This is a genomic window from Pseudobacter ginsenosidimutans (genome assembly GCF_007970185.1).
GTDB classification, from domain to species: domain Bacteria; phylum Bacteroidota; class Bacteroidia; order Chitinophagales; family Chitinophagaceae; genus Pseudobacter; species Pseudobacter ginsenosidimutans.
This window is the reverse complement of sequence record NZ_CP042431.1, coordinates 3,027,499-3,052,540: the sequence shown is the minus strand read 5'-3', so window position 1 is coordinate 3,052,540 and position 25,042 is coordinate 3,027,499. Positions and strand designations below refer to the sequence as shown.

19 protein-coding genes are annotated in these 25,042 nt (G+C 47.4%); 6 read left to right on the top strand and 13 right to left on the bottom strand.

Annotated elements, in window-relative coordinates:
- Window positions 1–17: 17 nt before the first annotated feature.
- Window positions 18–3,128 (bottom strand): SusC/RagA family TonB-linked outer membrane protein, encoded by a 3,111-nt coding sequence (locus tag FSB84_RS12365; protein WP_225980058.1) that lies wholly within the window; start codon window positions 3,126–3,128, stop codon window positions 18–20.
- Between the two features lie 74 nt (window positions 3,129–3,202).
- The gene (locus FSB84_RS12360) at window positions 3,203–4,414 is read right to left on the bottom strand and encodes an ROK family protein (RefSeq protein WP_130541170.1); all 1,212 of its coding nucleotides are present in this window, start codon (window positions 4,412–4,414) and stop codon (window positions 3,203–3,205) included.
- 198 nt (window positions 4,415–4,612) lie between these two features.
- Here FSB84_RS12360 and FSB84_RS12355 point away from each other — a divergent pair, with 198 nt between their 5' ends.
- The 3 genes from FSB84_RS12355 to FSB84_RS12350 all read left to right on the top strand — a co-directional run bounded on the left by FSB84_RS12355 (window position 4,613) and on the right by FSB84_RS12350 (window position 6,605).
- A complete protein-coding gene (locus FSB84_RS12355) occupies window positions 4,613–5,413 on the top strand; it encodes an SDR family NAD(P)-dependent oxidoreductase (RefSeq protein ID WP_130541172.1) in 801 nt (266 codons plus the stop codon).
- 89 nt (window positions 5,414–5,502) lie between these two features.
- Entirely contained in the window at window positions 5,503–5,673 is a 171-nt protein-coding gene (locus FSB84_RS30665; protein ID WP_158643876.1) for a hypothetical protein, read from the top strand.
- A complete protein-coding gene (locus tag FSB84_RS12350) occupies window positions 5,670–6,605 on the top strand; it encodes an SPFH domain-containing protein (RefSeq protein ID WP_130541174.1) in 936 nt (311 codons plus the stop codon). The genes FSB84_RS30665 and FSB84_RS12350 overlap by 4 nt, the downstream gene beginning before the upstream one ends.
- Here FSB84_RS12350 and FSB84_RS12345 read toward each other — a convergent pair.
- On the bottom strand, window positions 6,602–6,994 hold the full coding sequence (locus tag FSB84_RS12345) for a winged helix-turn-helix transcriptional regulator (protein ID WP_130541175.1): 393 nt from the start codon (window positions 6,992–6,994) through the stop codon (window positions 6,602–6,604). The genes FSB84_RS12350 and FSB84_RS12345 overlap by 4 nt on opposite strands.
- An 87-nt stretch (window positions 6,995–7,081) precedes the next feature.
- On the opposite strand from FSB84_RS12345, the gene FSB84_RS12340 reads away from it, so the two are divergent.
- Window positions 7,082–7,681, top strand: coding sequence for an FMN-dependent NADH-azoreductase (locus tag FSB84_RS12340; RefSeq protein ID WP_130541176.1), 600 nt, complete (start codon window positions 7,082–7,084; stop codon window positions 7,679–7,681).
- Window position 7,682: 1 nt separating this feature from the next.
- Here FSB84_RS12340 and FSB84_RS12335 read toward each other — a convergent pair whose 3' ends face one another.
- From FSB84_RS12335 to FSB84_RS12310, 6 genes are all read right to left on the bottom strand, one after another.
- Complete coding sequence (locus FSB84_RS12335; RefSeq protein ID WP_130541178.1) at window positions 7,683–8,306, bottom strand: GyrI-like domain-containing protein; 624 nt, start codon at window positions 8,304–8,306, stop codon at window positions 7,683–7,685.
- Between the two features lie 217 nt (window positions 8,307–8,523).
- On the bottom strand, window positions 8,524–9,381 hold the full coding sequence (locus tag FSB84_RS12330) for a glycerophosphodiester phosphodiesterase family protein (RefSeq protein ID WP_130541180.1): 858 nt from the start codon (window positions 9,379–9,381) through the stop codon (window positions 8,524–8,526).
- A gap of 18 nt (window positions 9,382–9,399) precedes the next feature.
- A complete protein-coding gene (locus FSB84_RS12325; protein WP_130541182.1) occupies window positions 9,400–11,178 on the bottom strand; it encodes a RagB/SusD family nutrient uptake outer membrane protein in 1,779 nt (592 codons plus the stop codon).
- 24 nt (window positions 11,179–11,202) lie between these two features.
- The gene (locus FSB84_RS12320; RefSeq protein ID WP_158643875.1) at window positions 11,203–14,289 is read right to left on the bottom strand and encodes a SusC/RagA family TonB-linked outer membrane protein; all 3,087 of its coding nucleotides are present in this window, start codon (window positions 14,287–14,289) and stop codon (window positions 11,203–11,205) included.
- Window positions 14,290–14,365: 76 nt separating this feature from the next.
- A complete protein-coding gene (locus FSB84_RS12315; RefSeq protein WP_130541185.1) occupies window positions 14,366–15,460 on the bottom strand; it encodes a FecR family protein in 1,095 nt (364 codons plus the stop codon).
- A gap of 78 nt (window positions 15,461–15,538) precedes the next feature.
- Entirely contained in the window at window positions 15,539–16,138 is a 600-nt protein-coding gene (locus tag FSB84_RS12310; protein ID WP_130541187.1) for a sigma-70 family RNA polymerase sigma factor, read from the bottom strand.
- A 123-nt stretch (window positions 16,139–16,261) separates the two neighbouring features.
- On the opposite strand from FSB84_RS12310, the gene FSB84_RS12305 reads away from it, so the two are divergent.
- Window positions 16,262–16,693 carry a hypothetical protein gene (locus FSB84_RS12305; protein WP_130541188.1) on the top strand — a complete coding sequence of 144 codons (432 nt, stop codon included), beginning with the start codon at window positions 16,262–16,264 and terminating at the stop codon, window positions 16,691–16,693.
- A gap of 104 nt (window positions 16,694–16,797) precedes the next feature.
- On the opposite strand, the gene FSB84_RS12300 is transcribed toward FSB84_RS12305, so the two are convergent.
- The 4 genes from FSB84_RS12300 to FSB84_RS12285 form a co-directional block, all read right to left on the bottom strand.
- Window positions 16,798–17,562: a carboxypeptidase-like regulatory domain-containing protein gene (locus FSB84_RS12300; RefSeq protein WP_130541190.1), complete on the bottom strand. Its 765-nt coding sequence runs from the start codon at window positions 17,560–17,562 to the stop codon at window positions 16,798–16,800.
- A gap of 246 nt (window positions 17,563–17,808) precedes the next feature.
- Window positions 17,809–21,324, bottom strand: coding sequence for a T9SS type A sorting domain-containing protein (locus FSB84_RS12295; protein WP_147122151.1), 3,516 nt, complete (start codon window positions 21,322–21,324; stop codon window positions 17,809–17,811).
- A gap of 263 nt (window positions 21,325–21,587) precedes the next feature.
- Window positions 21,588–23,345 carry an autotransporter outer membrane beta-barrel domain-containing protein gene (locus FSB84_RS12290; protein WP_147122149.1) on the bottom strand — a complete coding sequence of 586 codons (1,758 nt, stop codon included), beginning with the start codon at window positions 23,343–23,345 and terminating at the stop codon, window positions 21,588–21,590.
- 281 nt (window positions 23,346–23,626) lie between these two features.
- Window positions 23,627–23,989 (bottom strand): winged helix-turn-helix transcriptional regulator, encoded by a 363-nt coding sequence (locus FSB84_RS12285; protein ID WP_158643874.1) that lies wholly within the window; start codon window positions 23,987–23,989, stop codon window positions 23,627–23,629.
- A gap of 91 nt (window positions 23,990–24,080) precedes the next feature.
- Between FSB84_RS12285 and FSB84_RS12280 the strand changes: the two genes are divergently transcribed.
- Window positions 24,081–25,025: a quinone oxidoreductase family protein gene (locus tag FSB84_RS12280; RefSeq protein WP_130541195.1), complete on the top strand. Its 945-nt coding sequence runs from the start codon at window positions 24,081–24,083 to the stop codon at window positions 25,023–25,025.
- Window positions 25,026–25,042: the final 17 nt, after the last annotated feature.

The window sequence follows — 25,042 nt, the reverse complement described above, 5'->3', positions numbered from 1 at the left end:
GTAATTCGGTTTCAGTGTTAAAAACTTAAGCTCAGGTTAAAAAGAATGGTCCTGGTGGTGGGTGGAGAGAAGGACTCGAATCCATTTGCATTGTTGCCTGTAGCAAAGATGGCTTCAGGGTCCTGGCCACGGAGATGGCTGCTGATTAGCCACACATTGTTACAGCTCACTCCCACTTTTGCACGCTGGATGGGTGTTTTACCAAGGATCTTTTTGGGCAGATCGTAGCTGAGCTGAATGTTCCGGATACGGATGCTGGAAGCATCATAGAGATTGGCTTCGGTGATACCGAGGTTGCCGATACCGATCGCTGTCCAGTAACGCTGAGGTGTAGTTGCTTTTGTATTCTTTGTATATCCGCCACTTCCATCGGTAACAACACCATCTGCCACAAACTCAGCCCTGTCGCCATTCGTAACAGTAACTTCTGCTGATCCGTTTCTCTGCAGCAGCGCATTGGTAGCAGAGAAAACTTTGCCACCCAGTCTTGCATCGAACAGGAAAGAGAGATTGAAGTTCTTATAAGAGAATCCATTGGTGATACCGATCAGTGCGGTAGGCTGCTGGTTTCCGAGACGCACATTCTGCTCTCCACGTTGTGGATTGCCGTTGGCATCCAGGATCAGTTTGCCATAATCAGCGCTCTTCGGATCTGTAACCCTGAGGAAAGTGCTTCCGTAGATCTCACCGTACAATGCACCCGCTACTGCCTGAATGCTTATTGCATCATAGGTAGCGAGATCATACCTTGTAACATTCTCTCTTGGATATATATCTATCACTTTATTGCGGTTGGTAGAGAAGTTGGCCTGGATATTCCAGTTCAGTCCGCTGCCGCTTGTCAGCACCTTTGCATCAGCAGTGATTTCGAAACCTGTATTCTTGATCTTACCAGCATTGATCCTTCTTTTTTCATAACCTGAACCGGGGTCCATGGGCAGATCGATCAGCTGGTTCTTGGCAACGGTATTGTAGTAAGAGAAATCGATACCAAACCTGTTGTCGAAGAAACGCAGTTCTGCTCCCAGTTCCGTTGAAGTGATCAGTTCATTCACCACTGTTGAATCAAAGAGGATCTTATTGCGTTTGGTGATGGGGTTGTTATTGGGATCACGCCCCAGTTCGTAGGTGTTGTAGAGCTGATAAGGATCCATATCATTACCTACACTGGACACTGATCCGCGGATTTTACCATAGGTGAGCCAGGCAGGTGTATTGAAATGCTCCGTGAAAATATAGGACATACTGACGGAAGGATAGAAATAAGAACGGTTATCAGGATGGAGCGTGGAAGTCCAGTCATTCCTGAAAGTTCCTTCGAGGAAAAGGTAATTATCCCAGTTCAGCCCAATTGATCCATACACGGAATTGATCTTCTTATTTTTTACTTTGTCAGTAAGTGTTGGATTGCCTTTGCTGTTGTTAGACATGAAAAGATCGGGTACCAGCAGTTCTCCCGCATCGATACCTAACTTGGCCCATTTCTGGTCCATGAGGTTGCCACCTACGGTAGCGCTACCACCGAGCTTTCCGAAGAGATTGTCTTTTTTTGCAGTGATGAGGGTGCTGTAGTTGAATTCTTTGTAAGTTTCTTTGCTGGTGCTGTAACTTCCGTTGGTCACAATAGGGCTTCCTCCATACACCCTGGTTTCCTGGTTGGTAGTGTACATATCGCCACCTGCTTTTACTTCAGCATTCAGCCAGTTGGTGAAATCATATTTCAATGAACCATTCACGATCCAGCGATCACGTTTATCATCATTGGTGCGATTGCGCACATTCCAGTACGGGTTAACTGATTTATCTTCTGTGCGGTACCAGCGCATTTTGCGGTTGGGAAGCAGGTCCTGCTTGAAATCTGTAATGTCCATTGATACCGGCAGCATGTACATGACAGATGCATAGTTGTTGACATTGATACCGGATTGCGGCCTGTTCCTTGCCTGTGCATTGGAGTACTGCACTTTGGCATCGGTAGACCAGCGATCGTCCTGTCCGAATCTGGAAGTGGCGCGAAGCGTGAAGTTGGTGCGGGTCAGCTTCGAACCAGGCAGCATGCTCTTATCGTTGAAATAATTCAGCGAAGAGTAGATACCGATATTCTTGTATTGCTGCTGGAATGAGATGTTCTCGTTATTGCTCACACCTGTGCCAAAGAATGCATCCAGGTTATCATATGAGCGGAGCGTTTCTTTGTTGCCTTCCCAGTTGGTCACCTCCTGTCCGGTGATCTTCGGCCCCCAGCCGGTGGATCCCTGAGGCTGGTAGATGCCATTGTCTCCCTGCGCGAAATTTTTCTGCAGTTTGGGAGAAGTGAAGATACTTTCCAGACCAATGGAAGAGCCAACGGAGATCCCGAGCCCGCTCTGTTTTCTTCCTGCCTTTGTGGTAACGAGGATCACGCCATTACCGGCGCGGCTGCCGTAGAGTGCAGAAGCGGCGGGGCCTTTGAGGACCGACATACTTTCAATATCGTCAGCGTTGATATCTGACAGGCCGTTACCCATATCCATCTGAGGGTTCCAGTAGTCGTTGTTCTCAACGCCTGTGAAGTTGTCAACAGGAATACCATCCACTACGATGAGCGGCTGGTTGGTTCCTTTAAAAGAGGTGTTGCCACGAAGTACGATCTTGGATGAACCGCCGGGCCCGTTGCCGGAGCGGATGATCTGCAAGCCGGCCACGCGACCGCTCAAAGCGTTGGTGACATTGGCTTCGCGGGCTTCTGAAAGGGAGCTGCCTTTCACTTCCTGCATGGCATAACCTAAAGATTTTTTCTGGCGGCGTATACCCAGTGCCGTTACTACCACTTCATCCAGGCCTGCAGCGGCTGTTTGAAGGGTTATGTTGACGGGCCCGTCAGTAGCGGCCAGTTCCTGTGTGCCGAATCCCACGGCGCTGATCACGATGGTTGCCCCGCTGGCCACCTGGATGCGGAATGCACCCTGATTGTCGGAAGCTGTTTGATTGGCGGTTCCTTTTTCTGCGATGGTGGCGGAAGCTACCGGGTTGCCGGACGCATCTTTCACTGAGCCCGTAACCGTTTTTTTCTCTTGCGCTGTGGCTGTGAGGCAGCTCAATGTGCCGAAGATGACACATAGCACAAGGCGGCATAGCATTTGTCTCATGCAGTGGTGTATTGTTTGGTTAAAAAATTCGTGCTGCCTTCCTGCGTAAAGGCATTGCACGGAGCTTTTCCGGATCAGGCAGTCATCAGTTTATGACTTCTTCTGTGGGGCCTGATACTATCAAAATGTTCCATCACCAGGGCAGCGCCTCCCAGACGTTCGGCCTCATACCCCAGTTGAGAGATCATGATCTCGATATTTTCTGCGATCCTTGGAATACAATGTTCATTCAATGCCTGCTGGATGGGCGCCAGCCAGATCCTTCCCGCCAATGCCCCTCTTCCGCTCAATACGATCTGCTCCGGGTTCAATACATGGATCAGAATGGCTACTCCCCTACCGATATTATAAGCCGCCTGTGAGATCAGCTCCACCGCGTACTTATCGCCCTTGTTGGCCGCATCCATGATGGTTCTGAACGTTTCCTCCACGTGATCATGACTAAGATGTTTCATGGACGATGTTCTTCCGTTCTTCAGACCATCGATGGCTTTTTCGGCTATAACTAACAGTGAGGTCTCCGTTTCAAGACATCCCATCTTTCCACAATTACAGATCTTGTCGTTCGTGAATAATGGAATATGACTGAACTCTCCGGCAAACCCGTTGGCTCCGCGGAAGAGACCGCCATCAAGGACCAATCCCAGTCCGATTCCCCATCCGATATTCACCACCATCGCATTCTTCTTTTCACGGGCTGCTCCCAAACGAAGCTCAGCCAGCGCTATCAGACTGCTGTCGTTATCGATCAATACAGGCAATCCCGTTACTTTTTCGATATGACTCACAATACTGCCGCTGCCTGTTTGTAAAAAAGTATAATTAATGCCTTTGTTCGCATCCACAAAGCCGGGCATTCCAATGCCGATGCCTGCGATCTTTTCTTTGGGAATCCCGGAGCGGGTGATAAACCCGTCCAGGAATTGCCCAAGCTGGTTCAAAGAATCATTCTGATTGCTCAGGTCCAGTTCCAGTTTCTCAACCTCACCCACATACTGGTTGTGCATGTTCAGAATACCAACGTGCGTGATGAACTGATCCATCGCTACCGTTACCACATACATGATATCCGGCTTCAGCGAATACATCTGCGGTCTGCGGCCACCGGTAGAATGGGCATGGCCCGATTCCACCACCACTCCTTCCTCCATCAGTTCCGACAAAGCTTTGGCAGTGTAGGGCAGACTTTTTTCTGTGAATGAACTCAGATCCGCACAGGACAACTCCTTCTTGAAATACAGGTGTTTGATCAGGCTCTGCTTGTACCTCTGCTGCTTTTCCGTCACAGGCGTCAGTTTTTAGTAAGTGTAAATAGACTGTTAAAATAGCCAACTTCTTAAATAATTCCAAGAAGTTATTAAAATATTTATAAACAAGCCACCACTAATGAAACTTTACGAGAGGAAACTACCCGTTTTTTGCCGCATGAGCACCCCGGAAAATTGAGCTGTTAAAGGTAAGTTTGGAAAGCTAAAACGCTGATTATGATTTTATCAAATAAGACCGCTATCATTTACGGAGGATCCGGCGCCATCGGCAGCGCAATTGCCCGCGCTTTTTATCAAGCCGGCGCAAATATTTTTTTAGTGGCCAGAGATGCTGTCAAACTGGAACGGGTAGCCGCCGAAATCGGAAAGGACTCCGGACGCATTCATACTGACACACTGGACGTGCTGGATGAAACCGCAGTGCACCGGCATGTTGCAGAGGTTGTAAAACAAACAGGGCGCATCGATATCTCAGTGAATGTAACCGGTACTTTTCACATACAGGGTGTGTCTTTTCCTGAGCTCAGCCTGGAGGATTTCCTGTTTCCCGTTACCACATATATCCGCGCCAATTTCATCACAGCGCAGGCTGCAGCAAAATTCATGATCAAACAAAAAAGCGGTGTGCTGCTCAGCATTTCCACGCCGGGCTCCAAATTACCGGGTACAGGATTCATGGGATATGGCCTCGCTTGTTCAGGTATCGAAGCATTGAACCGTCATTTTGCGGGAGAGCTGGGAGCATACGGGATCCGCTCTCTTTGTTTGAGACCAGATGCGATGCCGGAAGCTGCTGCTCACGGATCACACAGTAATGAAGTGTTTGCCAAAGCGGCCGGAGGCGCGGGGATCAGTATTGCAGACATGCTGGAGCAACATGCGCAGGCGAACACTTTACTCAAAAGATTACCAACGCTGGAAGAAGTGGCCAATGCAGCATTGTTCATGGCCTCGGACCAGGCAAGCGCAATCACGGGTACCGTTATCAATCTTACTTGCGGATCAATGGTGGACTGAGACTGGGTATTCTTTTGCGGGATTGATCAAACTCTACGTAATAAATATTATCATTACACGACCAATATTTAAGTAGAAAAACACCCCAAATGATCACCCTGCTTAGGATCTTATTGTTCATTGCACTCACTACATTGAATGTAGAGTACCTGATCAACCGCCAGAGCTCAACCCTGCTGCTGGTGCTGGCGATCGTGATACAGCTTGCATTGATTTATTTCCTTATTACCCCTCTCATTAAAAAACTTATCAGAAAATGATCACAGCTTTATTTGTTGTCGGCACCCTGCTGATCGTATTCCTTTATTTCAGATCCAACTGGGCCACGATCCGCGCAGGCGGCCGCGCCATGTCATCTTCCAAATTCTGGTTCGGTATTTTTATTTTGATTGCCGGTTTCATTATCGCGGCTGTGCAACCCTTTGTGATGGAGCGGGTAGATGCGGGCCATGTTGGTATCAAAGTGAATCTCACCGGCGATGATCGTGGTGTAAGCAAATTCGAATACAAGACCGGCTGGGTGATCTACAATACCTGGATCAGTAAACTCTACGAGTTCCCCACCTTCCAGCAGCATATCGATTATCCTGAACAACAGGTGATCACCAAGGGTGGATTTTCCGCCACCATCAAACCAAGTTTCAACTATTCACTGAAACCCGGTGATGTGGGCGATATGTTCCAGAACCTGCGCCTTGATATCAAGAGCATCGAACAGCAATGGTTACAGACCGCTATCGTAGGCACAGTGAACGACGTGGCCAACAAATGGGCAGTAGACGATATCTTCAATGAGCGTGAAAAATTTGAAGCAGATATTGTGAACGAAGCCAATAAGCGTGTGGCCAAATGGTTCACTATCTCACAACTGAGAACGAATATCATTCCTCCTGAAGCGCTGCAACAATCCATCGAAGCAAAAACCAAAGCGATCCAGGAAGTGCAGGTAGCCGAAAACCAGCGACTGGTGGCTATTGCAGAAGGAGACAGAAAGATTGCGCAGGCCCGGGCCGACAGTGCTGCACAGGTGATTGCCGCTTCCGGTGAAGCAGAAGCGATCAGGAGAAAACAGGTTTCACTCAACAGTACTTATATCGAGTACCTGAAAATTCAGAAATGGGATGGACAATTGCCGCAGGTACAAAGTGGCAATGGCGGTGGTATCATCCTTTCACTCGACAAAAAGAATTAAGCTTCCACCAGTTTCATTTTCCTGCTGCGCTGCATGATATTCTCCCGGTGTTGCCGGCCCCAATTGTGCAGCGCACGCAGTACCTCTTCCAGTGTATTGGAATAATCAGTGAGTTCGTATTGCACCACCACAGGCTTAGCTTTTGAATCCACCATCCGTTTCACGAAACCATTCATTTCAAGATCCTTCAATTCGTTGCTCAAAACTCTTGCAGAGATCCCTTCCACCCTGCGCTGCAGATCATTGAAACGTTTGTTGCCTTCGGAAAGGGCGATGATGATGCGCAGTTTCCACTTCCCTCCTATCACGTACAACGCATCCCCCACGGCAGACAAAGCCGAATTACATTCGGGCGCACTCAGCCTTATTTTCCCATTGATATCTTTCATATTTTCTCTTTTTACTAACCCAAAGGTTACCACTAACCTTTAGTTTACTGCTTACTTTTAATTAGCAAAGGTATGTAGGTTTGTGTTATGAAAAACATATTACATATCATTTCGAGCCCGAGGCAGGAAGCGTCTGCCAGTATTAAGCTCGGTAACAACATTATAGAGAAATTGTTAGAGAAATATCCCGGCAGCAGGGTGAAGACCATCAATGTTTCGGAAAAGAATTATCCGGCCCTGGATCAGACGATGATCGGAGCTTTTAAAGTGCCGGTTACAGAGCAGTCGCCTGAACAGCGTAATGCACTCCGGATCTCCAATGATGCAGTGGCAGAACTGGCTGACGCTGATATTGCGATCATCGGTTCCCCGCTTTATAATTTCCATATCCCGAGTACACTCAAAGCGTGGCTTGATCTGATAGTGAGACCCGGCCTGAGTTTCCGTTATGCCAATGGAAAGTCTGAAGGGTTATTGGGGGATAAGAAGATCTACCTGGCGCTGGCATCCAACGGCGTATATTCCGATGGGCCGATGAAACCGATGGATTTTGCAGAGCCGTACCTGCGGCATATTCTTGGATTCATTGGATTGAATGATATCACCACATTCAGGGTTGAAGGCGGCGGCATTTCCGGAATAATGGAAACGGCGCTGGAGAAAGGATTGGCGAGTGTGGCAGTGTGATTTACTTCACAGGCTCCCGCAAAATGGTTTTGAGTTTGGCCTCAGGTGTTTTGCGGAAATCCGAGAGATAGATCTCATGATGAAGTCCGTTTTGTTGTAATTCTTTCTCTTTGCAGAAATCAGCAATCTTCTGCAAAGATTCCGGCTCAGTGGAGAAAGGGCCTACATGCAGTATCTGCACTGATTTCCCTTCATTCATCTCAAACCATTCCACTTCGCCTGCGCGGGGAATATTTTTTTTCGCAGCGATCTCCGGCAATGCTTTTGCCACTACCACTTTACTAACAAAGCCGGGCAAACGGATCAGCAGTCGGTATTCCCATTCAGAGCGCGGGATCAGTTTAGGAGCATCGGACATGCTTACATCCTTATAGATTGTTGTATCGAATTTCCAAAGCCCTTCCAGTTTCGCCACCATAAAATCCTTTCCCTGATCCTTGTAAAAAAATTTGATCCCATAAGCTGCAGTGTAAAGCGCCTGAATGGAATCAGCAAATGCAGGCCCGGACGGATCGCCCTTGCCGGTGATGCTCAGGAATTGGGCAGCTTCAATGATTACCAGTTCCGGTGTTGCTTTGGCGGTGTAATACTGTTTGTAAGTTTTAGTGAGATCTGTTTTTTCCATAGCCAGTTTTATTTTTATGAGCAAAGAAAAGCGGGCGGTGTGACAGCCCTATGTCAGCAGTAAACAATTCACTTGTATTAATATAATACACAGTTACTCATTCTGCTTTGGATTCCGGCAGGAAGTTGCTTGCTAATATACGCCTGGAACGATATGGCATTTACACAAACTCCGGCGCACAGGCCGGAGTTTCTTTTTCATGATGGTTATCCAGGGATTAATAATACATCTTCTTTTCAGTCAGGAACTGTTTCAGCAAAGCAGGATAATCTGTCTGAATGATATTCGCTCCAGTATTCAACGCGCGTTCGAATGCAGCGGTGTTACCGGCTTTCACCGCATTGTCCACATCGCCTAAAGCATTGTGCCACACTCTTGCACCATTGGCTTTGATCCCTTTGATCACTTCCTTATTGTTATGCGAGTCATCGATATGAATAGCTTCGGACTTCACCACTTTGAAAGCATCGGTCACTTCTTGTGCACTGTTGGTACGCAACAGTGTTATGAAAGCAGGATTTTTGGCCTTGATCATTTTTGCATGTTCTGCCTCGCCAACAAAGAAGAGGCATTGATCGGCTGTATTGGTCTTGTTCACCATGTCCATGATGGCATCGATGCACCCGGCGCTTTTGATATCCAGGTCAACCATGATCTTTCCTTTGGTGAGGCTCAGCGCTTCTTCCAGTGTGGGAACGATCTCTTCCGTAAGCTGATTATTGTGTTTCAGTTTGAGTTTACGGATCTCCCCGAAAGTAAGATCTTTCACATTGCCTTTGCCGTTAGTGGTTCGGTCCACAGTTTTATCGTGCATACAAATCAGCACCCCATCTTTGGTACAACGCACATCCAGTTCGATGATATCGATGCCCATTTCGATGCTTTTTCTGAAAGCCGCCAGTGAATTTTCAGGGTCTTCCAGGTGTGCGCCACGATGTGCCGCGATCATCACAATGGAATTATTGGTATTCCTGAACGACTCCTGTATCTCGCGGAAGCGGGCGGTGGGCTGCTGCGCCACCGCTGCCACTGCGAGCAATATAAAAAATGAAAAGGAAGACAGTATCTTTCGCATATAGGTTCAGTTTATAGATTAATAGTATCCGATATTTTGTTCTTCTTCAATAGGCCCGCGTGGATCCAGCCGGTCGATATGCGTTTGCGGAATTGGACGCAAATTGTGATAGTCCCTGATATTCTGCGCATCGGGATTGTATTTCTCTACACGCTCTTTTAGTTTTTCACAACGAACGAGATCTTCCCAGCGGCTCAATTCTCCCAGCAATTCACGACCACGTTCATCCAGCATGAAGTCCACGAAATCCGTGTTGATATCTGATTCTGTAATGCGCATATCCACCACCGTTGATTTGGTACGATCTGCATAGCTGCCGCCTTCGAAAGTCCAGTACTGGATGGTCTTGGCCTCATTTTCTTTATACGCCGCACGCTCGCGTACCTGGTTGATCAATGGAACAGCTTTATCGAATTCTCCTTTTCTGCCATAAGCTTCCGCCAGGATCAACAGGGTTTCAGCGTAGCGGAAGATCACCCAGTCGCGGCTCCCATTGGTTTCATTGGTAGTGGGCCTTGTAGGATCCAGCCATTTGCGGAGCCCGGGGAAGATATTGTTCATCGTTACCGGCGCATATGTGTTCTGCGGATAGAAAAGTGCAAAACGTTTATGCTCCTGTACAGCATCGGCCAATGCTGCCGGTGTGGCGTAAATAATGGGCGAGAAATAAAGCGCGGTATCCCCCACAGCCACATTGATGGTATTACCTGCGGTAGTAACTATACCTGTGGCTGCTTTGTTGGCGATATATCCCCACACAAAGGATTTCACAAAACGCGAATCATATTTGCGTGTAGCTCCAAACAATCCGTCATACACGAAAGGTGTTGGGCGAACCCTTCTGTAAGGCCTGCCATATTCAATAGAACGCGCGAGGATCCTGGTATTGATAGCATCATATTGGGGAACATGATAGAGGTGTTGCTGATTGCCGCTTCCGTTGTTCAGCTGAGTGGTGGTGAACTGAACAGCAAAGATCACTTCACTGTTCACCTGGTTATTGATGTCCCAGAGCTTTGCGAAATCTGCCACCAGCGAAAAAGTACCCAGTTCTTTGTTCACTATTTTGCCGGCATAAGTAATGGCATCATCCAGGTCTGTAGTCTGTGTACCGCGGATATTGCGTTGCTCAGGAGAAACAGCGCTGCCTCTGGTGAGATACACTTTAGACAACAGGTGGGCAGCGGCGGCTTTATTACAGCGGCCCTGCGCAGTGGCTGTTGCAGGCAGGTTTTCAAAGGCAAACTTCAGATCGGCGATAATGGCTTCGTACACATCTTTTACCGGTGCGCGTTTGAAATCTGTTTTCACTTTATCGAATGATTCCAGTACTAATGGAATATTGCCGTACTGTTGTACAAGATCGAAATAATATAAAGCGCGAAGGAATTTCGCTTCGCCTTCGATCACAGCTTTTCTTGCGTCGGCAATGGGTACTTTGGGAAGATAGGTCATGATCACATTGCACTCGGAGATGCCTTTGTAATGATAATCCCAAAAATCAGTGAGTTTGCCTTCGAGCGAGCTCAATGTTGCCAGGTACTGGTTGAAAGCGGCGTTACCGTCAGAACCGAGAGTAAAAAGGTCTGTTCCAGCATCGGACAGGGTCAATTTCCTTTCGCTGGTAACGCCCTGCCTGAGCGTATTATAGGCAGACACCAGTGCGCCTTCGATTCCCTTCTCCGTGGTATACAGCTGATAGCTCACACTGCTCACAACGTCTTCGGTCAGGTATTTTTTACAGGCTGTGCCCATCAACATGGAGGATGCCAGCACAATGCCAATCATCTTTTTCATACTTCTTAACTTTTATGCTTTCAGTTAAAAGGAAATGTTTACACCAATCAAACCGGTTACTACACTGGGCTCGTCGAAGCCGGTAGCTCCTTCAGGGTCAGTGCCGGGGAAATTGGTAATGAGGAAGGGATTCTGAACACTGGCATATACACGGAACTTCTCGAAGAAAGCTTTTTTAGCGATATGCGCAGGCAGTGTGTAACCCAAAGAAATATTCTTCACGCGAACAAATGAGCCGCTGTAATAATTGAGCGTGCTCAGGTAGTTCACACTTGCAGTGCCCAACAGCGGACGGGGATATTTTGTGCTGGGATTCACCGGTGTCCAGTAATCCAGTTTGGGTTGGTTATAGCGGCCATCGAAGCGCATGTCCATATCGTGGTTGATGGTCTGTCCGAACATACCCACGAAGAATACGCCGAGATCGAAATTCCTGTAGCGGAAATTATTGGCCCAGCTGGCTGTCCATTTTGGATCGCGCTGACCGATGATGTAGCGGTCGCCGGCATCGATCTTCTTATCACTATTTCGATCGAGTGGACGGATATCGCCGGGTTTGAAAGTGGAGCCATTTTTATTGAACAGCGCCATTTCAGCTTTATCTGCTTCCGTATCCTGCCAGATACCGTTGAAGCCGAGATCATAGTAAATATTCACGGGTTTACCGATGAACCAGTTGGCGCCTACATCGTCTTTTTTTCCATTATACAGTTCTACAATTTCCTGTTTGTTGAGAGCAAAGATCCAGTCCGAACGCCATTCAAAATCTCGTTTGCGCATATTGATGGTATTTAGCGTGAACTCGATACCCGTATTACGCGTCTTGCCTACGTTGCTGAGGATGGAACCGAAACCGGAGACCATCGGCAGCGGCCTGTCAAGCAGCAGATCATAGGTATTCTGCACATAACCTTCGATGCTACCACTTATCCGGCCATCGAACAAACTAACGTCGATGCCCACGTTATAAGTGCCGGTTGTTTCCCAGGTTAGGTTGGGATTGATCATTTCATCGGGCGTATAGCCGAGTGCGGAGCTTTCTCCGAAAACGTAACGGATGGTATTGAGCTTACCCCAGGTTTTGTAGGGATCGATGCCGGAGTTACCCGTACGTCCCCAGCCCAGCCTGAGTTTCAGGTCGGTAATGGTATTGTTGTTAATGAGGAAGTCTTCGTTCTTGATCCTCCAGGCGAGGGCCACTGAAGGGAAGAGCACCCATTTTTGTCCTTCAGCCAGTCTTGATGAACCATCATAACGGGCAGAGACAGTCGCCAGATATTTCCCCTGGTAGGAATAATTCAGTCGCCCCATGAACGAAGCAAGGTTCCATTGGGAAAGATTGCTGCCCACGTTGTTGATGGTAAGCGCGCTGCCTACATTGTAATAAAGCTGCCCGTCATAAGGCAGTTCCTTTACATTGATATTGTTGGATTCCGATTTCTCCTGCTGGATCGATTGCACGAGGGTTGCGTAGAAAGAATGATCGCCCAGCTCTTTGGTATAGCTCAGGATATTTTCCCAGGAATACATGAAGCGGCGTTCCGATCCGTTGATGGCGGAGGAAGGTGCTTGTCCACCAGCAGCGGCAGTATTCTCGCTGTTGAAATCGAAGCTCTGGAAGGCGCGGTAATCGAGCGCCAGGTTGGAGCGGAATTTGAGATCGTGGAGGATATCCACTTCACCATAAAAGTTGGCCAGGATACGGTCCTGTTTTCTCAGGCGTTTTGTTTTACCGAAGTTGGTAACAGGATTGGGCGTTCTGGTATTGTTGGTGGGGAACATGGCGAGCGTGCCATCTTCATTGCAGGGAGAAGCGAGCGGATTGAAACTCTTCAAACCATATCCATCGAAAACATCCGACCAGCCTGCATTGAGGGCCGAGTTGGCATAAGACATCTGTGTACCGATGCGGAAATTCTTCCTTACATCATGGTCGGCATTGAGGCGAACGGAATAGCGTTTGTAATCCTGGTCAAGCACTACGCCTTTGTTATCGAAATAATCGGCGGAGAGGAGGAACCTGGTTTGCTCAGAGCCGCCGCGGATGCTCAGCTGATGGTCCTGGATCATACCCTGACGCAGACCATAATCCAGCCAGTCAGTGGAGGTGAGTTGTGAAGGGTCGTAGGTGCCGCTGGCCCATGCGCGCTCCATTTGTGCACGCATGTAGGGAGTGGCCACCAGTTGCTCATTCTTAAAATCGTTCTCTTTGTTGGGCTTTCCATCGTATGTGCCACCCAGTGAGTTGCGTTGTGATTCCCTTGAATATTCCACAAACTCAGCAGCACTCATCAACTCCGGCAAGGGCTGGTTCTTCTGGATACCATAGTAACCATTATACTCCACGATGGATTTTCCTTTTTTCCCTTTTTTTGTAGTGATGAGGATCACACCGTTGGCGCCGCGGTTACCATAGATGGCGGTAGCGGAAGCATCTTTCAGGATCTCCATCGATTCGATATCGTTTGGACTGATCATATTGATGGCATCCACAAAGGGAACTCCATCCACTACATACAGGGGAGCATTATCACCATTGATACTACGGTTTCCCCTTACGCGTACCTCAGCCATGGATCCGGGTTTCCACGATGTCTGCTGCACCATCACACCGGCAGCCCTCCCCTGCAGCACATTGGTGATATCACCAGAGGCCACTTCAGTAACTTTGCCTCCTTTCACGGAACTCACTGCACCCGTGAGGTCTTTCTTCTTTACCGATCCATACCCGATCACTACCACTTCGTTCAGGCCGGAAGGCAGTTCTTTCATTCTAACGATCAGGGAATTGTTCACTCCCGCTTTGATCTCGAAATTCTTCACGGTCTGTTCCTGGTAACCCACATGTGAAAATGTAAAACTGTACCTGCTTCCGGGATTCAGTCCGGATACCACAAATACGCCTTTTTGGTCTGCTGAGAAGGATTGCACTTCTTTGTCTTTTGCATTGGCAAGTCTTACGGTAATGCTCACACCGTCCAGGGGATCTCCTGATTCGGTAGTGACGATACCATTCAACTGCGCCTTTGTCTGCGCCTGTACGGCAGCGGTCCCCAGCAGGAACAGCAGGAGCAGGCAGCACCATTGGAAGGGTCTGGAGTTTGTTATCATACAGAATGTTTTGTTCATGAGCGTGTTGGTCCGCGCACCTGTGCAGGCGCGTTCAGACATTTTTTATCGACTTTACTTATTTCAGTTTGCTGACGAGAATGGTATCCTGATATTGGCTGAAGGACAGGTTATTGATCGATTGCAGTAGTTTCAGCGTCACCTTCAGGGAGTCGGAAGCCAGGAAGGTTCCCGTTACCTGGTCTTTACTGATTTCTGCCAGATCATACTTGAATTGTACTTTGTATCTGTGACCGAGCTGCGACAGCACATCCACCAAAGGTGTCTGAACAAACTCGAGTGGCTTTATTCTTCGAATGGCTGGGCCGCTTTTTTCCGGCTGTTCAATTTCTGTATTGCGCATTGCGTTAATGTCCACTGGCAGCTTGCTTACCACTGCCTGCAAACGCGCATCTATAATACATTGCTCACCCGGCTCAAGGAAAACTGGTTTCAATCCTGAAGACGGAGATTCGATCTTCACCTTTCCTTCAAACAATTGAACAGCCACTTTGCTGTTGCGCAATGTATTCACCAGGAACTTTGTGCCCAATGCTGTGGTGGTGATGTTTCCGGCATCTACAGAAAATGGACGGCGATTGTCTTTCGCAACATCGAACCAGGCCTTTCCTGCTAATTGTACTTTTCTTTCCGCATCCGTGAACCCATCTACCCATACTATTTCTGAACCCGGCGCCAGTCTTATTTCCGATCCGTCACTTAATCTGAATCGTTCTGCTTTTACAGTTTCATTTATATGACGCATGTATTCCCGAACCGGTTTGTACAGCGCCAGCGCATTATTGCCAATACTTTTTTTATTATTGGAAGGATACCAGAAGAACCCTGCTATGATCAGCAGGGCAGCTGCTATGCCCATTGCCCGGCGAATGAGCCCTGGTTGCAATCGTACTACTTTAGAAGCTGATTCAATACCAGTAGCAGCTTCGTCCATAAGACGTATGCGCTCATGAAGTTGTTGCAGTATTAGCTCAGATCGCTGCAACGGCAGGTATTGCGTACCGTTATGAACACTCTGTTCAAACTGTTGCTGCAATGAAGCTTTCCATTTGGTTTCATCCCTGGTGAGCCGCTCCAGCAGGATGAGCTTCTCTTCCGGGCTCAAAGCCTCTTTCCAAACCTTGCTTATGGCTGACTGATACTGTTCTGTCATTGTATTCGGAACCGTGGTTCACTATAAATACTCTGCAATGAAAAAAAGGGGATGCCATTTCATATTACCAAAATGTTATCAACCCTGCTGGCTGAAATAGATGAGGAGCAGGTACATGCCGGGGATCTCGATATTGTTGTAGTGGCGGCTGATATACTGTCTGATGAATTGAGTGGATTGTTTCAAATAGTCTTTCACGGATACCACAGATATGTTCAGCATATCGGCCACTTCATCATACGATTTGCCATCATAACGGCAAAGCCTGAATACTTCTCGTTTTCTTGGAGGCAAATGATCGATGGCTTCTTCCACCATGGAGAGGCGGAGCTGGAACAATTCTTCGTCTACCGGTTGTTCTTCTGAAATGGCAGCGAGGTATTCTGTATCGGGAAGTATAACGGAGGTTTCGCGAAGTTTCTTTTTGAGGAAGGTCATGGATTTATTGTAGCTCACTACAAACAGCCATCCGCCTGCATCCTGCAGGTTGACTGTTTGTCGGTTCTCCCAAAGGCTGATAAAAACTTCCTGGAGGATGTCTTCCGCCATTTGGGGCTCACAAACCAGTTTGCAGATATTGGCGTACACTGCCTGATGGAACTGGTGATACACAGTATCAAACTGTGCCAGTTCATCTGCCTTAACCTGGTTTTGCGGTATTGCCTGCGCTACACGCATCCTTATTAATTTATAGAATCCGGATAATTCAAAAGCCGGAGCAAAATTAATGGCAGAATGTTTGCCGGGAGATTATGTAATTATGAATAACTGCCTATATTGTACACAATAATTATCCCCTATATGAAAAAAACCGTATTGTTTTCGATTTTGTTATCAGTGTTTTTTCTGAACAGTATTGCTCAGACGAAAGAGGAACTGGTGGGCACCTGGACGGTAACTAAAGTTTCCCTTGCTCCCAACGCTCCCAAAGAGTTTAAAGAAGGATATGATAAAATGGTGAAGGGCATGCAGCATTCAACAATGGAATTTGAGCAGGATGGAAAATGTAAGATTGCAATCCTTGAATTGATGGCAAAAGAAGCAGGAGCTTCTCTGAATGGTAAAACCTCCTGGGTATATAATGAAATAGACAAATCCATCATTGTATCTGAAGGATCGGGAAAGAGTAAGGATACACTGATGAAGATGTATGTGAAGAAGGAAGGGAAGAAATATATGTTTATCGGAGATGAAACTTATTTGGTGTTTGATGTGAAGAAGAATAAGAAATAAGAGCAGGAGATATCCATTACAACACATCAAAAATACTCAGGAAGCCTGCCATAACCTGCGGAATTGGCCTGGCTGATGACAGGCTCCCTGAGTAATTCAATGCACTAACTCTTATACTCAAGTACCGCACAATTATCACAAACCAATCCTGTCAGCACGATCTCAGGTTCAAAGTTCAATGTAATTTCTGTACCCGATTCATTATTGATAAGATTTTTCAAAGTCAGGTACACGCCCTGGTGCCTCGCTTTCACTTTATACCTTCCCAGCGGAATATCCATCAATTTGAAATAAGAATAGGTTTGCGGAGCGCCACCTCTTTTGGTGATAGCCTGGCCAGTTGAGCCGTCAACAAGCGGACCGTCAGGCGTGAGAATAAAATCTACATCCTCTGCCAGGATATCACTTCCGATCTCACTTTGCAGCTGTATCCAGGAACCATAAAAACTGGTACTCGATTCAGGACGCTGTCCTGTAAGTTTCCAGGAGAAATTGCGTACAGCGCCATCTGAAGTAAAGCCGCCATCATTGTCTGGCTGCAAATGGAATTTGTAGTTCCGTCCATTATAATTCTTCCTGAACGTGGCCGATGCTGACCAGGTAAAAGCCCCGTTCAGCTTTACTTTGTATTTGCCTGCTGCATCGGAATTGGTGAGAAGATTGGAATTGTAGATCATGGTATTGTCGATCACTACTTCGGCGCCTGCAATGGGCTTCCCCTGCGTGTCTGTGATGACGCCTGATACATAACCTTTGTCGCCGGAGTTGTTTTCATCGCTGTCTTTATTGCTGCAGGCGAGCATGAGCAGCACAAAGCCTGCTGCGCAGGCGCACATCGTTTTCCTGAACGGATAACTTACTCTTTTCATATTGGTGAATTAATGATAAATGATTACCGGCTGAAATCAGCTCCTATATGGGATTCCGGCTACCCAATATTAAAACGAAGCTGATGGCTGGAAATTGAAGCGTTGCTGAACTCCCCCAATTTGCCGATGATCCGTATAACTATTTTACCTGGTTAAAGCGGCTGTTACCCATGAAGGGAATAAGAAAAACCCAAAAAAAACGGTGCCTCAGAAGAGACACCGTTTTCTTAAAACCTACTGGTCTTTCTAATCCTTCACCAGTCTTGCCGGCTGGCTGGTACCATCCTGAGCAATTACCTGAACCAGGTAGATCCCGGTTATGAGATTGCTCACAGGAAGTGATACCACACCTGCAGCTGACTGTGCGTAATCCTTGCGAAGTACCTGGCCACCCGTAAGGGTATAAACCACTACAGACTTCACAGGTTTACTGCTGTTGATGTACAGGATATTGGACGCAGGGTTGGGATATATTTTCAGGCTGCTGCTTGTAGTAGAACATTTCACAGAAGCACGAACAATACTGCTGTATTCAAATCGTCCATCGATATCTACCATTTTGAGCCTGTAGCTCCAGTTACCGTTACCGGTTTCTGCATCCTGGTAGTTATAATAGATTCGATTGAATTCATAGAATACTTTCTTCACTGCAACATAGCTGCCTCCGTTCAGGCTTCTTTCAACAATAAAGTGAGAGAAGTTGGAAGCGGATTCCACTTTCCAGTTGAGGGTTACACCGCAATCTTTGGCATTTGCAGTGAATGAGCTCAATGTTACAGGCAGCGTACTGAGATTCTCAACACGAAGCACCGCTGGCGCAACAGACGTACAACCATTGCCATCTGTTACAGACAGGTTATAGTAATACGTACCGAGTTTGTTCTCTGTAGGAACAGTATTGCCGATATACGGATCAGTTACCTTATTGGCTGGAGTCCAGCTATAGGTATAAGTACCGACAGCAGGAGTGATCTGCGGATTGAAGGCACCGGCAGGTGTTCCCAATGGTGTTCTTACTTCATCGATGTTTACTGTAGGTGCCGGTGTTGGATTTACTCCGATCACAGCGTCTGCAGTGGCAACACAACCATTTGCATGCACTCCGGTAAGTGTGTAAACAGCAGTACTTGTTACATTGCTTACTTGTGTAGTGGCAGCAAATGGATCAGCCAGATTGGTGGCAGGGCTCCAGCTATAGCTTACGTTAGCAGCAGGGGTAACCCCAATATTGGTTGAAGCATTCTGACAAACTGTTTGAACCGGAATAGCCGGCAATGTAAATGCCCTTACGGTAACCGTAACTGTTGATGTATTGATACAACCACCAATATCCTGAGAGCAGGTAAAAGTGTAAACTGTTCCGATCAAAGCAATAGCAGGAGTAGCACCTGCGTCAGCCAAAGCAGGCGTAAATACAGGATTTGGACCTGTCATTACAGGGAATGATCCTGCGCTCGGAGTAGGCGTTACAGTCCAGGTACAGGTTCCAACATTACTTGCATCACCCAGCGTTACACTACTTCCCGCACATATGGTAGTTGCGCTTCCCGCATTTGGCGGCGTGGTGCTGGCCGTTAAAGTGGTAGTAGCGGTATCAGCACAACCATCAGCATCACGAACAACCAGGGTATACTGACTGGAAGCTGTGGGGTTAGCCGATACGGTTGCATTGAGTGTATTCGGGTTGGTCAGAGATAAAGCAGGGCTCCATGCATAAGCAGTAACAGCTCCTGAAATAGTTGCATTGGTGCCCAGATCAAACAGTGCTCCTGAAGTACATACTGTAGCGTCAGTCATGGTGATTTCCGGACCGCCAACAGTAACAGTTACTGTTCCACTCTTTGTACAGGTAGGTACATTGGCAGCATCATAATATGTAACCACCAGTGTATAGGTCCCGGTAGATGTTGGATTTGCGATCGGCTGTGCAACAGTGGTGCTGCTCAGGCCTGCAGCAGGACTCCATGCAAAAGTAACATTGCCGTTGATTGCTTTACCGATGGGTGCAGAAGCGCCACGGCAGATAGCAGTATCCCGAAGACCAGTGAGTATTGGTGAATCATCCACTACGATGTGAACGGTTGAATCTTTGAAACAACCACTCTCGGTATCAGTGGCACGCACAGTGAAGTCCTGTGAAATAGCTACCAGTACTTTCGGTTGTGCAGATGTAGCATCAGTGTGATCCTGGTAGCTGGCAACTGCCGGCGTCCATGAATAAGTATAGTTGGGGCGTGCAGGTGTACCCAGTTGAATCACTGCATTACTGCAGGTAATCCAGTCAGCACCGGGGTCAGCCACAACAGCTGCAACTTTTACGGTAGCAGTATCGCGTACTGAACATCCTGATGTTGCTTCAGTTACTTTAACTATATAATTGGTTGTGCTGGCTGGACTAACAGTTGGATTGGAAGCATACCTGTCTCCGGTAGAAACGCCGGTCCAGTCATAAGTGTAACCAGCCACAGCTGCCGCACCAATATTCACCGGAGTAGCAACACAGATAGCCTGATCCTGCGCGGTGAATGTTGGCAATGTCCAGCCGGCACCATTCACACGAATTGTTCTGGAGCAGCGGCTATTAGGATTGCTCTTGCTGGCCACAGTTACGGTCACATCCCTTTCGATATTATCAGTAAGGGTAACGATGGCGCCTGTAGTAGAAGAAATACCACCTGCAGGAGAAGACGACCAGGTGTAAGTCCAGTCATTTGAATTCAGGTTATCAGGAATTGCACGCAGTGTAACAGCACCAAAGGCTGTGCTTGGACAACTATGATTTGCCACTACCTGGATACTGTCCAGCGGACAGGCACTAGCGTCTCCGCACACAGGAACAGAAACTAAATCAGAGCAACTGGTTCCCAGGTAACTCATAGTGAGGCGATAAACAGTAGTACCTCCAAGGCTTTCAGATACTGTTGTGGTAGCAGTATTGGTAGCGCCTGTAATAGTACCGGGGCCGGATACAACCTCCCACAGGAATGTTTTACCTGATACAGTTGGCATCGGATCACCATTACCAATTGTACGCGGGCCGCAAATTCTGTCGTCCCCGGCATTAACGTTCAGTTGATATACAGTTACATCATCTGTAAACGAACAACCTCCACTTGCAGCAGTAAGCGTATAAGTGATAGGGTTAGGCGTTGCGCCTCCGGCTCCTGCATCATAAGTAGCAGTGCTGGCATTGGTAGCGTTCAGATAATTACCAGGGCTCCATGTATAAGTAAATCCTGCTTCGGCAGCAGTACCCAGACCAACAGTTCCACCTTTGCAAACAGCAACATCATTACCGGCAAAATCAGCGGTTGCCGGGCCAGCCACTACGTTTACGTTAACGGCATCCGTAGTGGTACAGGTACCCCCGCCGGTAATGGGAATGGTCATGTCCAGAGAGTAAGTTTGTGCAGCAGCAGGAGTAGCCAGTGGTTGTGCGATGGTTGCATCAGACAAACCAGTAACCGGCGTCCATGCATACACTACCCCTGCAACGCCGGCAGGAGGTGCAGCACCCAAACGAACAGGTTTGCCTGCGCAAACAACTACATCGGGGCCTGCATTGGCTGCATAAGCATTTACCACCACCTGGCCTTTTTGTTCACAACCATTATTATCTGTAACAGTAATGGTATATACACTATTGGTAGTGGGAGTAACAGTAGCAGTATTGGTAGTGCTGCTGACACCATTGTCCCATGTATAAGTATAAGGAGTAGCTCCTCCGGATACAGTGGCCTCGATATTTACAGCAGTTCCCACACAGGTAGTATAGGCACTGGAAGTAATAACCGGGCTGTTGTTGCTGCCTACCACCACTTCAGCAACAGCAGAAGTGCTGATGGGCGTTTCGCCACAACCTGCAGCAGGCAGAACAAGTCTGCGATAGTAGCGGGTTTCAGCTAACGAAGGTGGAGAGTAATCTTTAAGTGTTCCTGTTGCTCCGGCAATATTTGTCCAGGGACCGGAAGCAGAAGTAGCAGTTTGCCATTGATACCTTGCATTAACCTCGGGCTGAGGAATATTTACTCCCCCCTGGTTAGCATAGGCATTGCCGAAGAAGGCAGAGACACTTTATTACCAGTAATCGCCTGAGTAAATCCACCACCACAAATGGACTGACTCAGAGGAGTAATATCATTTTGTGTTGGCAGTGGTGGGCATAATACAAAACTTACGGTTTGAACTTCTGCTCCGTTTGGAGATCCAAGGATAGGTTCAGAAACCGGAATATGAGCTATACTACTTGCATTATTTACACCAGCCGTATAGATCCTGTTATTGGAAGCAGCCAGGAATGTTTGCTCATTATTCAGAGCGGTGCCGGTAAGCCTGTAAGTACCATACACCAGTTTACCTTCAGGAGAGTACACAGCCAGGTAGTTGGCATAATTACTGGCCCTGGTAGTACCGTCAGTGGTGGTATTGGTAGTGATGTTCATCGTGGAGGTCATACAAACGGCACGGCCATCCATCACATCAAATCCTAAACCGGGGCGGTTAGTAACAGATCTGATGCCCCCATAGCGGAGAGCAAATATTTTTTGTCCGTTGGCAGGATTTACACGCACAAGATAACTACCGCCAGATGAACCATCGGTCACATTCACCACTGGAATTGCATTGAATTCAGAACCGTGGAAAAAAAGAGAACCGTTATTCAACTTCATTGGTGAAACCTGGGCATCGGTACTGATACCAGCTATTACCGAACTGTATACCAGCGCACCTGCACTATTGAATTTGGTGACCACATGATTCCTGACTGAACCGGCAGCGCTGGTACCATCAGTAGTGGGGTAGTTTGTTGACAATGATGTACCCGCCAGGTAAACTTCATTATTGTTCACAATAACAGTTGGAGATTCTTCATTAAGCCCTCCACCTATTATTGTTTTGAACGCTGCAGTACCATCGGCATTAAGCTTAACAACCGCATAATCATTACCACCAACATACCCGTTCCCGGTAGTAACAGGAAAATTATTGGTAGCATTTACAATTGTGGCCATGGCAACGATTCCATTATGGACGGCCAGACTATTATTTGATGCGGGAGCTGCTATACTGGCTACATTACCCACGTAAGTGCTGTAAACCGTAGAACCACTTGCTGTCAGTTTAGTGATAGCAAGATCATATTGAACATTGAAGGCAGGCCCTGTTGTAACCGGAATATCAGGAGAGTTGGTAACAAACAGAAGATAGGCAAAACCGTTTTCGGCAACAATATCCAACCCCGACTGATCTTGTCCGGATCCGCCAAGATATGCCAGTGTTTGAGTTGCTCCGGTGTTTGCATCTATTGAAGTAAATATAACGTCGGATGTTCCTCCGTTAAACGTACTGCCATTAGTGGTAGGCAAATTGGTTATAGTGGTAGACGAAATACCAAACAACTTACCATTATCGTAAACTATTTTCGATAAACCCATCGGTTGCCCTGTGGAAGTTGTCAGGTAACGGCTCCACACAAGACCACCATTCACAGAAAACTTAAACAGCATTGGCTTATTCCCGGTGGCGTTAGGCGTTCCGGGAATCGTTGGCGTAAAAGAAGTGGGAACACTGGCGAAGGATGCAATCAAATAGCTATTCCCGGCATCATCGGTAATCAAGCCAGATACATTATCGGTACCAGCGCTCGTAAATACCCGGCTGTAATTCACATACGCCTGTCCGTGAGATTGAGTTGAAAAAAACAATGTAAAAAGAAATGGAACTAATAGTAGTCTGTGCTTCCATAACAGCACCAGACCTTTTGGTAGGTAGAGTTTTGTCATTTGGGATTTTATATATTTTTTAAAGGATATAAGACATTGAATGTTGGCCGTATCAATACAACCATCAACTCCGGCAAACAGTAACAATCGTTGCCAGCATAGGATCTGCGGATTACAACCTTATGTAAAAAGGGAAAATTTTGACACCCTGTGCCGGAATGCTGCTAATCTTCAGCAAATACGTTCAAAACATATATATATCACGTAGTACGATTTCTATATTCCTGTAGAACTCATACTACACCGGCTCACAATAAGGGGGAACCGAAAAAAATAGAGTATTATTTTATAGTGAACCCGGCCCTGATCTTTTCGCGGTGAAGGATCCCGAACTGCAATAAAGCATCCAGCACGCCCCTGATATTTTCGGCATGAGGCGCAAGAGTGTATTGCACGGTGGCTGGCTTGGTATTGCAGGGATTTCTTACGATCAGCTGGTGTTGTTCCAGCTCGTTCAATTCTTTTGTCAGCACTTTGGCGTTGATCGGCTGAATGATGGTCAGTAACTCTGTAAAACGCAACGGTCCTCCGGAGAGCATTTGCAGGATGCACACTTTCCATTTTCCACCTAAGAGGTCCAATGTATCGCGAATGGCAAGACCTGCTTCCCGGCAAGCCCTCCCTTCAATTTTTATCAATGGCATACATGCAGTTTTACTTACCTGAAGGTAACCCATAGCAGTAATATCAGAAAATGCTTTCAATTTTGGACCTATCAAAATACAAGACCGAATAATGAAAGCCATCTTCATCACTCAACATGGAGACAGTACCGTGCTGCGTCTCCGCGAAACCGAAACACCCATTCCTTCCGGACAGGAAGTAATGGTCCGCGTTACAGCCATCGGCATCAATTATGCCGACATACTTGTTCGGGAAGGAGTTTATCCCATCGGACCGCTGCCTGCCATTGCGGGCGCGGAGGTTACCGGCATTATCGAATCAGTGGGCAATGATGTACATGATTTGAAACCCGGACAAAAAGTATCCGGTGTTGCCCAACACGGATATGCTGCATATGCGCTGTTACAGGTTAGCCAGGTTTTCCCTGTGCCGGACGAGATTCCCTCAGAACAGGCATTGATCTTCCAGGCACTGACCGCCTGTCATCTGCTGGAGCAAACTAACGGTTACCAATCCCTGCTTATCACAGCTGCAGCAGGAGGTATTGGATCGATGGTAGTTCAGCTGGCGAAGTCAAGAGGCATTCCATTGATCATTGGCATGACCGGCAATAATAAAAAAATGGAATATATAAGATCGATGGGCGCTACCCATGCCATTAGCTTTCAGGATGACCAATGGGCTTCTGTATTGCAGGAGATCACAGCCCGAAAAGGAGTTGACCTGGTCCTCGATGCTGTAGGCGGGCCCATCGGCGCCTCTTTGATTCATCAGCTGGCTCCCGGTGGTAAAATGGTGGTATTTGGCAGCAGCTCAGGAGTTCCCACTACTATCAATGCGCAGGACCTGATCTGGAAATCCAATTCTGTAACCGGCGCCACTATTTATGCTGCTTCCATGAAGCAAAAACAACAATGGGCAAAGGAGATCTTTCAGAAAATTATGCAGGGCAGCATCCGGCAAAAGACCAGTTCCTTTCCGTTGTCTGCGGCTGCTGAAGCGCAGGACCTGCTGAAAAGCAGATCAGTAACGGGCAGGATAGTGCTTATGCCCTAAGATCATTAAAAGGAAAT

Bases quoted from the DNA above. Each gene is read 5' to 3' on its own strand.
- FSB84_RS12365 (WP_225980058.1), bottom strand. From the start codon at position 3,128: ATGAGACAAATGCTATGCCGCCTTGTGCTATGTGTCATCTTCGGCACA.
- FSB84_RS12355 (WP_130541172.1), top strand. From the start codon at position 4,613: ATGATTTTATCAAATAAGACCGCTATCATTTACGGAGGATCCGGCGCC.
- FSB84_RS30665 (WP_158643876.1), top strand. From the start codon at position 5,503: ATGATCACCCTGCTTAGGATCTTATTGTTCATTGCACTCACTACATTG.
- FSB84_RS12350 (WP_130541174.1), top strand. From the start codon at position 5,670: ATGATCACAGCTTTATTTGTTGTCGGCACCCTGCTGATCGTATTCCTT.
- FSB84_RS12345 (WP_130541175.1), bottom strand. From the start codon at position 6,994: ATGAAAGATATCAATGGGAAAATAAGGCTGAGTGCGCCCGAATGTAAT.
- FSB84_RS12340 (WP_130541176.1), top strand. From the start codon at position 7,082: ATGAAAAACATATTACATATCATTTCGAGCCCGAGGCAGGAAGCGTCT.
- FSB84_RS12335 (WP_130541178.1), bottom strand. From the start codon at position 8,306: ATGGAAAAAACAGATCTCACTAAAACTTACAAACAGTATTACACCGCC.
- FSB84_RS12330 (WP_130541180.1), bottom strand. From the start codon at position 9,381: ATGCGAAAGATACTGTCTTCCTTTTCATTTTTTATATTGCTCGCAGTG.
- FSB84_RS12325 (WP_130541182.1), bottom strand. From the start codon at position 11,178: ATGAAAAAGATGATTGGCATTGTGCTGGCATCCTCCATGTTGATGGGC.
- FSB84_RS12320 (WP_158643875.1), bottom strand. From the start codon at position 14,289: ATGATAACAAACTCCAGACCCTTCCAATGGTGCTGCCTGCTCCTGCTG.
- FSB84_RS12315 (WP_130541185.1), bottom strand. From the start codon at position 15,460: ATGACAGAACAGTATCAGTCAGCCATAAGCAAGGTTTGGAAAGAGGCT.
- FSB84_RS12310 (WP_130541187.1), bottom strand. From the start codon at position 16,138: ATGCGTGTAGCGCAGGCAATACCGCAAAACCAGGTTAAGGCAGATGAA.
- FSB84_RS12305 (WP_130541188.1), top strand. From the start codon at position 16,262: ATGAAAAAAACCGTATTGTTTTCGATTTTGTTATCAGTGTTTTTTCTG.
- FSB84_RS12300 (WP_130541190.1), bottom strand. From the start codon at position 17,562: ATGAAAAGAGTAAGTTATCCGTTCAGGAAAACGATGTGCGCCTGCGCA.
- FSB84_RS12290 (WP_147122149.1), bottom strand. From the start codon at position 23,345: ATGACAAAACTCTACCTACCAAAAGGTCTGGTGCTGTTATGGAAGCAC.
- FSB84_RS12285 (WP_158643874.1), bottom strand. From the start codon at position 23,989: ATGCCATTGATAAAAATTGAAGGGAGGGCTTGCCGGGAAGCAGGTCTT.
- FSB84_RS12280 (WP_130541195.1), top strand. From the start codon at position 24,081: ATGAAAGCCATCTTCATCACTCAACATGGAGACAGTACCGTGCTGCGT.